Annotated in this window: 11 protein-coding genes; 7 read left to right on the top strand and 4 right to left on the bottom strand. The window is 68.8% G+C overall.

What is annotated here, in order from left to right:
- Positions 1 to 36 precede the first annotated feature (36 nt).
- Together CAL29_RS29845 and panB are read right to left on the bottom strand one after the other, a co-directional pair.
- The gene (locus CAL29_RS29845; protein WP_094856475.1) at positions 37 to 948 is read right to left on the bottom strand and encodes an alpha/beta hydrolase; all 912 of its coding nucleotides are present in this window, start codon (positions 946 to 948) and stop codon (positions 37 to 39) included.
- Between the two features lie 153 nt (positions 949 to 1,101).
- The gene (gene panB, locus CAL29_RS29840) at positions 1,102 to 1,950 is read right to left on the bottom strand and encodes a 3-methyl-2-oxobutanoate hydroxymethyltransferase (RefSeq protein ID WP_094856474.1); all 849 of its coding nucleotides are present in this window, start codon (positions 1,948 to 1,950) and stop codon (positions 1,102 to 1,104) included.
- A gap of 274 nt (positions 1,951 to 2,224) precedes the next feature.
- Between panB and CAL29_RS29835 the strand changes: the two genes are divergently transcribed.
- Positions 2,225 to 3,655, top strand: coding sequence for a DUF1254 domain-containing protein (locus tag CAL29_RS29835; protein ID WP_179284225.1), 1,431 nt, complete (start codon positions 2,225 to 2,227; stop codon positions 3,653 to 3,655).
- A gap of 10 nt (positions 3,656 to 3,665) precedes the next feature.
- Here CAL29_RS29835 and ubiA read toward each other — a convergent pair whose 3' ends face one another.
- Positions 3,666 to 4,592 carry a 4-hydroxybenzoate octaprenyltransferase gene (gene ubiA / locus CAL29_RS29830; RefSeq protein ID WP_094856472.1) on the bottom strand — a complete coding sequence of 309 codons (927 nt, stop codon included), beginning with the start codon at positions 4,590 to 4,592 and terminating at the stop codon, positions 3,666 to 3,668.
- A 2-nt stretch (positions 4,593 to 4,594) separates the two neighbouring features.
- Positions 4,595 to 5,800 carry an aminotransferase-like domain-containing protein gene (locus CAL29_RS29825; RefSeq protein ID WP_094856471.1) on the bottom strand — a complete coding sequence of 402 codons (1,206 nt, stop codon included), beginning with the start codon at positions 5,798 to 5,800 and terminating at the stop codon, positions 4,595 to 4,597.
- 205 nt (positions 5,801 to 6,005) lie between these two features.
- On the opposite strand from CAL29_RS29825, the gene CAL29_RS29820 reads away from it, so the two are divergent.
- From CAL29_RS29820 to aspS, 6 genes are all read left to right on the top strand, one after another.
- Positions 6,006 to 6,500, top strand: a complete 495-nt coding sequence (locus CAL29_RS29820; protein WP_094856470.1) for a GAF domain-containing protein — start codon at positions 6,006 to 6,008, stop codon at positions 6,498 to 6,500.
- A 272-nt stretch (positions 6,501 to 6,772) separates the two neighbouring features.
- A complete protein-coding gene (gene dapA, locus CAL29_RS29815; protein ID WP_094856469.1) occupies positions 6,773 to 7,660 on the top strand; it encodes a 4-hydroxy-tetrahydrodipicolinate synthase in 888 nt (295 codons plus the stop codon).
- 119 nt (positions 7,661 to 7,779) lie between these two features.
- Positions 7,780 to 9,429, top strand: a complete 1,650-nt coding sequence (locus CAL29_RS29810) for a GMC family oxidoreductase (RefSeq protein ID WP_094856468.1) — start codon at positions 7,780 to 7,782, stop codon at positions 9,427 to 9,429.
- A gap of 152 nt (positions 9,430 to 9,581) precedes the next feature.
- Positions 9,582 to 9,923 carry an FmdB family zinc ribbon protein gene (locus tag CAL29_RS29805; RefSeq protein WP_094856467.1) on the top strand — a complete coding sequence of 114 codons (342 nt, stop codon included), beginning with the start codon at positions 9,582 to 9,584 and terminating at the stop codon, positions 9,921 to 9,923.
- 14 nt (positions 9,924 to 9,937) lie between these two features.
- The gene (locus CAL29_RS29800; RefSeq protein ID WP_179284224.1) at positions 9,938 to 10,627 is read left to right on the top strand and encodes a DUF502 domain-containing protein; all 690 of its coding nucleotides are present in this window, start codon (positions 9,938 to 9,940) and stop codon (positions 10,625 to 10,627) included.
- A gap of 82 nt (positions 10,628 to 10,709) precedes the next feature.
- Positions 10,710 to 12,497, top strand: a complete 1,788-nt coding sequence (aspS, locus tag CAL29_RS29795; RefSeq protein WP_094856465.1) for an aspartate--tRNA ligase — start codon at positions 10,710 to 10,712, stop codon at positions 12,495 to 12,497.
- Positions 12,498 to 12,628: the final 131 nt, after the last annotated feature.

Raw genomic sequence — 12,628 nt, 5'->3', positions numbered from 1 at the left:
GCGTCGCTGGCGTCGCTGGCGTCGATTACGCGCCGCTCACGCGGGCACGAAACGCGGCCCGCGCATGCCGGCGTGCGCATCCTGCCTATCGGGGCTGGCGACCGCCGCGATCGGCTCGCATGCGGGCTCGGCCAGGAAGCTCGTCACGCAGTGCATGACGTATCCGCGTTCATTGTCCACGCAGATCATGTGGTAGCTGTCGTCCAGCAGATGCAGGGTGCTGCCCGGCACGCGGCGGTGCAGGGCGCGCGCCGACTCCGGCGACGTCAGTTCGTCTTCCGTCGCATGCATGATCATCAGCGGGCATTGCAGGCGGTCGAGCGCGCGCCACGCCATGGCGCGCAGGCGATCGGCCTCGCGCACGGAAGACAGCGGCACCCACGGATAGTGGAAAGCGTCGCCGCGGCTCAACATGCCGCGCACCAGGCGGCGTATGCGTTCGTTCTTGATGCCGTAAGGCTCTCGCTCGTTCACGCGCCAGCGGCGCGCCACGGCCGGAATGCGGTAGAGCACGTGGCGGATGGCGCGGTACCAGGGCGTCTTCCAGCCATCCAGGCTCAAGGGCGCGGCCAACGCGACCAGCTTGCCCTTGGCGTGGCCCGTGCGCTTGCAGGCCTCGATCGCCAGCAGCGCGCCCAGGCAGACGCCGACGACGTGCAGGACGGGGTAGTTCGCCGAGAGACGCCGGTACGCCTGCGTGACGGTGTCCAGCCAGTCTTCGGCATGCACGCCCAGCAGGTCCTCGGGACGCGTGCCGTGGCCGGGCAGGGATACGACATAGGCGTCGAAGCCGTTTTCCTCCAGGGAGGAACGCAGGCGGCCCAGGTCGTATTCGGTGCCGCCCAGTCCGTGGACGAGAAGGGCCGCGCGGCAGCGGCGATTTTTCGGGAGGGTCTGGTCCGGTTGCGGGCCTCGGAAAGGCAGGCCCGCGTCTTGTTCTTGATTCATGGCGCGTGCTCTTGATCATCGATAACGACGGATGACCAGGAGTGTGCCGCCCCGTCACGCGCGGAAGGAGGCGATTCGCGACGAATCGCCGGGCGAAATTTCCGAGACGGTGGAAGCGCTTGTTCGCGAGGGCCGAGGCCCGGCGATTCCGATTCAATAAGCGTGTTCGGACGCCGGGAAGCTGCCGTCCTTGACCGCGCGCACGTAGGCGGTCACGGCGGCCTGGATGCTGTCGGCGCCTTCCATGAAGTTGCGCACGAAGCGCGCCTTGCGGCCGGGGAAGACGTTCAGCATGTCGTGCAGCACCAGCACCTGGCCGGAGCAATCGGCGCCCGCGCCGATGCCGATGGTGGGAATGCCGACCTCGGCGGTGATCTCGGCGGCCAACGCGGCGGGCACCATCTCGTAGAGCAGCATGCCGGCGCCGGCGTCGCGCGCGGCCCGCGCCTGTTGCTTGAGATGCGCCGCGCCGGCCTCGTCCTTGCCCTGCACGCGGTAGCCGCCCAGCGCATGCACGAACTGCGGCGTCAGGCCCATGTGGGCGCATACCGGCACGCCGCGCTCGGCCAGGAAGGCGATGGTGTCGGTGAACCACGATGAACGCTGGTCCAGGCCTTCGATCTTGATCATCTGCGCGCCGGCCGCCATCAAGGCCGCCGAACTGGCATAGGCCTGCGCCGGCGATTCCTGGTAGCTGTTCCACGGCAGGTCGGCGAGAAGCCAGGCGTTGCGGTTGCCGCGCGCCACGCATTGGGTGTGGTAGATCATGTGCTCCAGCGTCACCGGCAGCGTGGACGACTGGCCCTGCACCACGTTGCCGAGCGAATCGCCGACCAGCAGGATATCCACGCCGCACTGGTCCAGCAGCGCGGCGAAGCTGGCGTCATAGCAGGTGAGCATGGCGATCTTCTCGCCCTGCTTGTACATCGCCTGCAATTGGGCAAGGGTAATGGGCTTGCGCGCGGCGGGAGCCGCCGTGCCGCTGGCTGCGGTGGGGTACATGGCCTGACCTTTTTTCCAGATGACTCGGAGCGCTCCATTCTAGTGCGGTATGCGCGCTGATGGTGCGTCGCGTCATGGGCCTTGGCCCGATCGGCCCGCGACGCATCGCCCTGCGACTTATGGCGGGATCCGGATTTCCCGGCCCGCCACGGCTCCGCCCGGCCTCCCTCGTTTCCCATCCCTTTCTCCACCCTTTGGCCAGATATGGCCGGCGGATGCCATCGCTAAAATTTTTTTCCGACCGCGCGCAGGCGCGGATAAAGGTGGACACCGCATGATCTGGCGCCGCGTTTCACGAGGGCTGGCACTGATCTGCCTGACGGGCTGGCTCGCGGGCGGCGCCGTCGCGCAGCAGGCCATCGACCCGGATCTGGATCCGCGCGAGGCGCGGGCCATCGCCGCCGACGGCTATCTCTACGCCTATCCCCTGTTGCTGATGGAGACGGCGCGCCGCATCCAGACCAACTTCACCGAGCCCGACACGCAGTTGGGCACGGGCGCGCCGGTCAATCGCTTCACGCATATGGCGCGCCTGCCCGACGCGCTGTTGCACGGCATCGGCCCCACGCCCGACACCGACGTGCTGTGGTCCTCGCTGTGGTTCGACGTGGCGCGCGAGCCGCTGGTCATCGAGACGCCCGATGCGAAGGGCCGCTACTTCATGATGGTGGCGGCCGATATGTGGTCCGACGTTTTCACCGCGCCGGGCACGCGCACCGCGCCGGCGGGACCGCACGCCTATGCCATCGTCGCGCGGGACTGGCGCGGCACGCTGCCGCGCGGCGTCGAAATGCTGCGCGCGCCCACTTCCAGCGGATGGCTGCACGTGCGCATCGCCTTGGACGGCGGCGCCGACCTGGCCGCGGCGCAGGCCTTCCAGGCGGGTTTCTCCGCCACCCCCTTGTCGAGCTGGCGCAAGAAGTACGCGCGGCCGCCGTCGCCCGGCAAATACGATATTGCCCTGCCGCGCACGCCCGCCGCCGACCAGGTGGCCGCCATGAGCGCCGCGGATTACTTCGCGGCCTTCGCCGAGCTGGCGGGCCGCTATCCGCCGCACGACAACGACACGCCCATGCTGCAGCGCCTGCGCCGCCTGGGCATCGTGCCCGGCGGCCGTTTCGATTTCGCGCGCCTGCCGGCCGCCTTGCGGGACGCCGTCAATGAAGGCGTGCAGGCCGGGCAGGCGCGCCTGCGTTCGCCGCCGGAGCCGCGGGCGGGCAATGCGGGCCTGGTCATGCCGTTGAAGCGGCGCGGGACCTACGGCACCGATTACGCATTGCGCGCGCGGTCGATACGCCTGGCGTGGGTGGCGCCCCTGACCGACGACATGATCCAGGCGCGCGCCGATACCGATAGCGAGGGCCGGCCGCTGGACGGTTCTTTCCGCTACGAGATACGCTTCGAGCGGCTCCAGCAGCCGCCGGTGCGGGGTTTCTGGTCCGTGACGCTGTACAACGACCGCGACGCCCTGCTCGACAACATGGGCAACCGCTATGCGGTCCACATGCGCGACCGGATCGACACGGCGGCCGACGGCACGGCGACGATCTATCTGCAATACGAAGCGCCGGTGGAAGCGCGCACGCGCAACTGGCTGCCGTCGCCGCAGAGCGGGCACTTCTCCTTGGTCCTGCGTCTTTATTGGCCGCGGGAGGCGGCGGTGGAGGGAACGTGGGCCCCGCCGGCGATCCGGCGGGTAAGGTAGAGGGAAGGCCTCAGGCGGCCAACCCGCCCGCCACCGATGCCGCGACCAGCATCACGCCGACCCACAGGTTGGCGCGGAACAAGCCCAGGCCCAGTTCGGGGCGACGCACGTCGAAGCGCAGCAGTTGCCAGCCCAGGTGGATGGCGATCAGGACCATGCCGGCGTAGTACGGCCAGCCCATCCCCACGCCCCAGCCGCCGGCCGCCCACAGCGCGATGGTGGCCACGTAGAACGCGCCGACCCAGGCCTTGCCGGCCTCGCCGAAGCGCAGCGCGGTCGAATGCAGGCCCAGGCGCCGGTCGTCGCGCACGTCGATGTACGCATAGATCGTGTCGTAGCCGATCTGCCAGGCGATGGTCCCGACGTAGACCGCGATCGCGCCCCAGGGCACCATGCCGCGCGTGTCCGACCAGGCCATCAGCATGCCCCAGTTGAAGCACACGCCCAGCACCGCCTGCGGCCAATACGTGAAGCGCTTGCACAGCGGGTAGATGACCACGATGGGCAGCAGCGCCACCGCCAGCCAGCGGCTCAAGGGATTGATGAAGAACAGCAGCGACGCGCACACCGCCAACTGGCCCAGCAGGAACCAGAGCGCCTGGCGCAGCGTCAACTGGCCGCTGGTCAGCGGGCGATAACGCGTGCGCTCGACGTGCTTGTCGATATCGCGATCGAAGATATCGTTCAGCGTGCAGCCGATGCCGCGCATCAGCAGGGCGCCGAGCGAAAACACCGCCAGGCGCAGCAGGTCCGGCCAACCGGCGGCCGCCTGCCCCAGCGCGGCCAGCGCCGGCAGCAGGGTCAGCCAGGTGCCGATGGGCCGGTCCAGCCGGCATAGCCGCGCATAGGGACCCCACGAGCGCGGCAGCCAGCGCGCCACCCAGTCATCGAAAACGATGTCGTTCAGATCGATGGGGCTGGATGATTGCCGCGCCATCGTCACGCGAGCTGCGCCTTGATCAAGCGGGCCAGCGTCGCCACGCCGGTGCGGATCTTGTCTTCCGGCACGGTGACGAAGGACAGGCGCAGCGTGTTGCGGGGCGCCGGCGCGTTGGCGTAGAAGGGCTCGCCGGGAACGAAGGCGACCTTCTCCTCGATGGACTGTTGCAGCAACCGGTTGGTGTCGATGCCTTCGGGCAGCGTGACCCAGATGAACATGCCGCCTTCCGGGCGCGTCCAGGTGGCCGACGACGGGAATTCCTTCTGCAGCGCGTCCAGCATGTAGCCGCATTGCTGGCGATAGAGCTCGCGCACCGTCGGCAGGTGGGTGTCGAGGAAGCCGTCCTTGACGATTTCATACACGGCCATCTGCGTCAGCGTGGCGGTGTGCAGGTCGGTGGCCTGCTTGGCCTGCACCAGCTTGTCGATCAGCTTGCGCGAGGCGGCGATGTAGCCCAGGCGCAGGCCGGGGGCCAGCACCTTGGAGAAGGAACCCATGCGGATCACGTGGGCGCCGGCGTCCGGGGCCAGCGACAGCAGGCTGGGCTCGGGCTCGCCGGCATAGCGCAGTTCGCCGTAGGGATCGTCCTCGACCACCGGCAGGCCCAGGCCGGCGGCGCGCGTGACCAGGGCTTCGCGGCGCTGGCGGCTGAGCGTGCGGCCGGTGGGGTTCTGGAAGTTGGGCAGCGCGTAGAGGAAGCGGGCGCCGCTGGCGTCGGCTTCGGTCAGGGCTTCCGGCACCAGGCCGCCCTCGTCCGAGGCCACGGACACGAAGCGCGGCTGGTACAGGCTGAACGATTGCAGCGCGCCCAGGTAGCTGGGGGTCTCCACCAGCACCTTGCTGTCCTTGTCGACCAGCACCTTGCCCAGCAGGTCCAGCGCTTGTTGGGAGCCCGACACGATGAGGATGTTTTCCGGGGCCACCTTGGCGCCCTTGCTGTTGAGGTCGGCGGCGACCCAGGCGCGCAGCGGCGCGTAGCCTTCGGTCGGGCCGTATTGCAGGGCCGACCGGCCGTTCGAAACCAGTACCTTGTCGAAGGCCGCCCGTACCACGTCTACCGGAAATCCGCTCGGGGCCGGCAGGCCGCCCGCGAAGGAAATGACGTCCGGACGCTCGGTTACCTTGAGGATCTCGCGGATGGCCGAGCTGGTCAGTTGGGTGGCGCGTTCAGAAAAGGAACATTCGGGTTCGAAAGGCTTGTCCATGGATAGGTCTTAGGCTCAAAAGAACAAAAGCAATACGGTGCAATCAACCGGCCGCCCCCATGGGCGGCGAAGGAGCATTGTCCCACTTTTCCGGGGCGGGGCCCCGGCCGGCCAGGGCCGGACCTGGCGTAAAGTGGCGTTTTTCCCCGTCCGCCGGCCGGCCGGACCGCTTTCCGGCCGGCCCTGTCTCCGAATCGCCACATCCATGTTCACCATCGCCACCCCCTCCGCCCAGGACAAGACCGGCCTCTACGCCGAGGTCGCCGCGCAGGCGCGCGCCCTGCTGGACGGCGAGCACGACCGCATCGCCAACGCCGCCAACCTCGCCGCCCTGGTCTACCGCGCCCTGCCGGACCTGAATTGGGCCGGTTTCTATTTCTTCGACGGCCGCGAGCTGGTGCTGGGGCCTTTCCACGGCAATCCGGCTTGCGTGCGCATCGCGCTGGACCGCGGCGTCTGCGGCGCCGCCGCCAGCCAGCGCCGCACCCAGGTGGTGCCCGACGTCCATGCCTTTCCCGGCCACATCGCCTGCGATGCCGCCTCCCGCTCGGAAATCGTGGTGCCGCTGCTGCGGGGGGACGAGCTCATGGGCGTCTGGGACGTGGACAGTCCGCTGCCCGGCCGTTTCGACGAAGCGGACCGCCTCGGCATGGAGGCCTTGTGCCGCGTCTACCTGGACAGCCTGGGGGACGCTGGGTAATATCTTCGGCATCCTGGTACCGACCCATCCCGATATGCCTTTTCACGCTGCCCTCGCCATCGCCCGTCCTGCCCAAGGCAGCGGCGCCGCGTGCCCGGCCAGCCTGAAAAAAGCCAAAAAACAGCCGCTCGTCTGACCGGAGCGCTGTTCCGTCAGAAGAGCGACGGAACAGCCAGCGGCCAGCAGCAGGGCGGCGGCGACAGGGCAGCAACCTCACCCCCCGTGGTGCTTCTTGCGGACTTTTCCCGGTCCTCATGCAAGAAGGAAACGCCATGTTCCACGTCCAGCCGCAAGACCCCTTCCACGGCATCTGGGTGCCGTTGATCACCCCTTTCACCGGCCATCAGGTCGATCATCCCGCGCTGCGGCGCCTGGTGCGCCACTACCGCCGCGCCGGCGTGCACGGGCTGATCGCCTGCGGCACCACCGCCGAGGCGGCCGCCATGGACGCAGCCGAGCAGGCCGCCGTGCTGGACACCATCCTGGCCGAATCGGGCGCCACGCCGGTCGTCATGGGCCTGGCGGGGAACAACCTGCGCCAGGCGCAGGCGCGCGCCCGCGAGTGGGGCGCGCGGCCGATCGCCGGCCTGCTGGCCACCGCGCCGTACTACATCCGTCCCAGCCAGGCCGGGCTGCTGGACTGGTTCGGCGCGCTGGCGGACGCCGCGCCGGCGCCGCTGGTGCTCTACGACATTCCCTATCGCACCGGCGTCGCGCTGGAGCCCGAGACGCTGCTGCGCCTGGCGGCGCATCCCAATATCGCGGCCATCAAGGATTGCGGCGGGTCGCTGGACAAGACCATCGCGCTGATCGCCGACGGCCGGCTGGCGGTGCTGGCGGGCGAGGACATGCAGGCCCTGGCCACCTTGTGCCTGGGCGGGCGCGGCGTCATCGCGGCCTCGGCCCACGTGCGGCCCGACCTGTACGTGGCGCTCTACGACGCCGTGGCGGCGGGGCGCCTGGGGCAGGCGCGCGCCTTGTTCCATGCGCTGGCGCCGGTGATCCGGCTGCTGTACGCGGAGCCCAATCCCGGTCCGGTCAAGGCCTTGCTGGGCCGGCTGCACGGCTTCGACGGCGCCGTGCGCGCACCGCTGGCGGCCCCGGATCCGGCCCTGCTGCGGACCCTGGAAGCGGCCGTGGCGGCGCTGCCCGAGGCGTGAGTCCTGGCCGCGGTGTCGGCCGCCGTCTCCCGCCGGCCGGGGGATGGACTTGCCGGCGGCGCGCAAGTCGTCTAAAAACGGCTGGACCCGCCGCCGCGAGCGGGACGAGAGGAGACAAGATGGGTAGCAAGGCTCACGAAGACCAGCCGGCCGCCAGCGATGGCTGGACGTTCGATTACATCGTCGTCGGCGCCGGCTCGGCCGGCTGCCTGCTGGCCAACCGCCTGACGGCCGACCCGAATACCCGCGTGCTGCTGCTGGAAGCGGGCGGCCCCGACGACTGGCGCTGGATCCACATTCCCGTCGGCTATCTCTATTGCATCGGCAATCCGCGCACGGACTGGTGCTACCGCACCCAGCCCGATCCGGGCTTGAACGGCCGCGCCCTGGGCTACCCGCGCGGCCGCGTGCTGGGCGGCTGCTCCTCCATCAACGGCATGATCTACATGCGCGGCCAGGCCGCCGACTACGACGGCTGGGCGGCCGCCGGCAATACCGGCTGGGGCTGGCGCGACGTGCTGCCTTATTTCACCCGCTGCGAGGACTATCACGGCGACGCCAATGCCTATCACGGCAAGGGCGGCGAGCTGCGGGTCGAGCGGCAGCGCTTGTCCTGGAGCCTGCTGGACGCCTTCCGTGACGCCGCCGGACAGGCCGGCATCCCGCCCGTGAACGACTTCAACCAGGGCGACAACGAGGGCTGTGACTATTTCGACGTCAACCAGCGCCGCGGCGTGCGCTGGAGCGCTTCGCGCGCCTTCCTGCGGCCCATCGCCAACCGTCCCAACCTGAAAGTGGTGACCGGCGCGCATGTCACCCGGCTGGCGTTCTCGGGGCGCCGCGTGGAGGGCGTGCACTTCCAGGGCGACGACGGCCGCGACCGCGTGGCGGTGGCGCGCGCCGAGGTCGTGCTGGCGGCCGGCGCCATCGGCTCGGCCCAATTGCTCCAGGTGTCGGGCATCGGCCCGGCCTCCGCGCTACAGAACCTGGGCATTCCGGTGGTGCAGGACCTGCCGGGCGTGGGCGAGAACCTGCAGGACCATCTGCAACTGCGCCTGGTCTACAAGGTGACCGGCGCCAAGACGCTGAACGCCATCGCCGGCACCCTGTGGGGCAAGGCCATGATGGGTCTGCAATATGTCTTCGCCAAGCGCGGGCCCCTGACCATGGCGCCGTCGCAGCTCGGCGCCTTCGCGCGCTCGGGGCCGGAACAGACCCGGGCCAACGTCGAATACCACGTGCAGCCGCTGTCGCTGGAGAAATTCGGCGACCCGCTGCACGCCTTTCCCGCCTTCACGGCGTCGGTGTGCAACCTGCGGCCGACCAGCCGCGGCCATGTGCGCATCGTGTCGCCGTCGGCGCAGGACCATCCGCACATCCAGTGCAACTACCTGGCGACGCAGGAAGACCGCCAGGTCGCCGCCGACAGCGTGCGCCTGACCCGCCGCATCGTGGCCCAGCCGGCGCTGGCGCGTTACAAGCCGCAGGAATACCGGCCCGGCGCGGAGTTCGATACCGATGAGGACCTGATGCGCGTGGCCGGCGACATCGGCACGACCATTTTCCATCCGGTGGGAACGTGCAGGATGGGCGTGGACGACCGCGCGGTGGTCGACCCCCGGCTGCGGGTGCGGGGCGTCCAGGGGCTGCGCGTCATCGATGCGTCCGTCATGCCCACCATCACCTCGGGAAACACCAATTCGCCGACCATCATGATCGCGGAGAAGGGCGCGGCGATGATGCTGGAGGACGCCGGCGCGGCGGCCTGACCGGGGCCGCGCCCGGGGCGCCGTGCGGGGCGGTCCTCAATGTTAAAATTCACGACTTTCCCGCTTTTTTGCCGGCCTCGCCGCGGCCCCGGGAGCTTTGTCCTGGAATAGCGCGAGCGATTTTTTTGTGCCGGCGCCCTGGGGGTCGAACCATGCCCATCTACGCTTACAAGTGCGGCGCCTGCGGTTACGCCAAGGACGTCCTGCAAAAAATCTCCGACGCGCCGCTTACCGTCTGCCCCGAATGCGGGGCCAGCGCCTTTTCCAAGCAGGTCACCGCCGCCGGCTTCCAGCTCAAGGGCTCGGGCTGGTACGTGACCGATTTCCGCAATAACGGCAGCGGCATCGCGGCTGGCGGCGCCGCCGCCCCGGCGGCCAAGAAAGACGAGGCGGCCCCGGCCGCCGACAGCGCCGCGGCCGCCAAGCCGGCCGAGTCGTCCGGCGCGGCGACGCCGGCGGCTGCGCCGGCGCCTGCCGCGCCGGCCGCTTCCTGACGTCCGCGATGTCGATGCGCGTCTTCAAGAAGTACTTCATCACCGGGCTGCTGATCTGGGTGCCCCTGGTCATCACGGTGTGGGTGCTGGGCGTGCTCGTGGCCACGCTGGAGGGGTTTGTCCCCAATTTCCTGTCGGCGGAATCCCTGTTCGGGGTGGACATCCCGGGTTTCCGCTTCGTGCTGGTGATCGTCGTGGTCCTGCTGACGGGCGTATTCGCCGCCAACCTGCTGGGCCGCACCCTGGTCGAGCAGTGGGAAAAGATCGTCGGCCGCATCCCCCTGGTGCGCTCCATCTACAACTCGGTCAAGCAGGTCAGCGACACCGTGCTGGCGCCCAACGGGCAGGCTTTCCGCAAGGCGGTGCTGATCCAGTACCCGCGCCATGGCTCCTGGACCATCGCCTTCCTGACGGGCACGCCCAGCGGCGAGGTGGCGGAGCACTTGCAAGGCGACCACGTCAGTGTCTACATTCCCACTACGCCCAACCCGACCTCCGGATTTTTCCTGATGATGCCGCGCAGCGACGTCATCGATCTGCACATCAGCGTGGACGCCGCGCTGAAGTACGTGGTTTCCATGGGCGTCGTGGCGCCCCCGCCGCCCGCCGGCCATGCGCCCGCCCCCGTGCCGCCCGGCGTCGTCCCGACGGCCCCGGGCGCGCGCCGGCCCGGCAACGACGGACCGGAAGGGCCCGCGCAATAAGCAGGCGCCCCGGAACGGCCCCCCTTCATCGTGACGCTTCCTTCGTGACGCCCCAACAAAGTTAATAACGGAGTTTTCCCGCATGCGTACCTGCTACACCGGCCAGGTTTGCCGTGACCACCTCGGTCAGACCGTTACCCTGTTCGGCTGGGTAAACCGCCGCCGCGACCACGGCGGGGTGATTTTCATCGACCTGCGCGACCGTGCGGGCCTGGCGCAGATCGTCTTCGATCCGGACAACGCCGCCTTCGCCACCGCCGAACGCCTGCGCAACGAGTTCTGCGTCAAGGTCACGGGCCTGGTGCGCCTGCGTCCGGAAGGCACCGCCAATGCCGAACTGGCCTCGGGCGAAGTCGAAGTGCTGTGCAAGGAAGTGGAAATCCTCAACGCCTCGGTGACGCCGCCGTTCCAGTTGGACGACGACAACCTGTCGGAAACCACCCGCCTGACGCACCGCGTGCTGGACCTGCGCCGCCCGCAAATGCAGCGCAACCTGATGCTGCGCTACCGCGTCTCCATCGAGGTGCGCAAGTTCCTGGACGGCCTGGGCTTCATCGACATCGAAACCCCCATGCTGACCAAGAGCACGCCCGAAGGCGCCCGCGACTACCTGGTGCCGTCGCGCGTGAACCCCGGCATGTTCTTCGCGCTGCCGCAGTCGCCCCAGTTGTTCAAGCAGATGCTGATGGTGTCGGGCTTCGACCGCTACTACCAGATCACCAAGTGCTTCCGCGACGAGGACCTGCGCGCCGACCGCCAGCCGGAATTCACCCAGATCGATTGCGAAACCTCGTTCCTGAACGAATTCGAGATCCGCGAGATCTTCGAAGGCATGATCCGCCACGTCTTCAAGGTGGTGCAGAACGTCGACCTGCAGGACCCCTTCCCCACGATGACGTGGACCGAAGCCATGCGCCGCTACGGCTCGGACAAGCCGGACCTGCGCGTGTCGCTGGAGTTCACCGACATCGGCGACATCATGCGTGACGTCGACTTCAAGGTCTTCGCCTCGGCCGCCACCGCGCCGGGCAGCCGCGTGGTCGCCCTGCGCGTGCCGGGCGGCGCGGCCCTGTCGCGCAGCGAAATCGACAGCTACACCCAGTTCGTCGGCATCTACGGCGCCAAGGGCCTGGCCTGGATCAAGGTCAACGAAGTGGCCAAGGGCCGCGACGGCCTGCAATCGCCCATCGTGAAGAACATCCATGACGCCGCGCTGACCGAGCTGATCAAGCGCACCGGCGCCCAGGACGGCGACATCATCTTCTTCGGCGCCGACCGCGAGAAGGTCGTCAACGACGCCATCGGCGCGCTGCGCATCAAGATCGGCCACAGCGAATTCGGCAAGTCCACCGGCCTGTTCACGGCCGGCTGGCGCCCGCTGTGGGTGGTCGACTTCCCGATGTTCGAATACGACGAGGAAGACGCCCGCTACACCGCCGCCCACCACCCCTTCACCAGCCCGAAGGACGGCCACGAGGACTTCCTGGAGAGCGATCCCAGCAAGGCCTACGCCAAGGCCTACGACATGGTGCTGAACGGCTGGGAAATCGGCGGCGGCTCGGTGCGTATCCACCGCGAGGAAGTCCAGAGCAAGGTGTTCCGCGCGCTGAAGATCGGCGCCGAGGAAGCGCGCGAGAAGTTCGGCTTCCTGCTCGACGCCCTGCAATACGGCGCGCCCCCGCACGGCGGCATCGCCTTCGGCCTGGACCGCATCTGCACCATGATGAGCGGCGCCGAATCGATCCGCGACGTCATCGCCTTCCCCAAGACCCAGCGCGCCCAGGACCTGCTGACGCAGGCCCCGTCCGCGGTCGACGAGAAGCAGTTGCGCGAATTGCACATTCGCCTGCGCAACGCCGAAGTCAAGTAAATGCGGTAATCTCGGTAGCATGAATACCGGGACGCGGCGCCTGCTGGAGCTTCCACGGGCGCCGCGTTTGTTTTGTGCGCATGCCGGCGGCGCGGGGACCGTTCCCCGGGTAGGTTTCCCTTGCGTCGGCG

Source organism: Bordetella genomosp. 10, assembly GCF_002261225.1.
In the GTDB taxonomy this organism is placed as follows: domain Bacteria; phylum Pseudomonadota; class Gammaproteobacteria; order Burkholderiales; family Burkholderiaceae_B; genus Bordetella_C.
The sequence above is the reverse complement of the archived record's forward strand: the minus strand, read 5'-3'. Positions and strand labels throughout refer to the sequence as shown.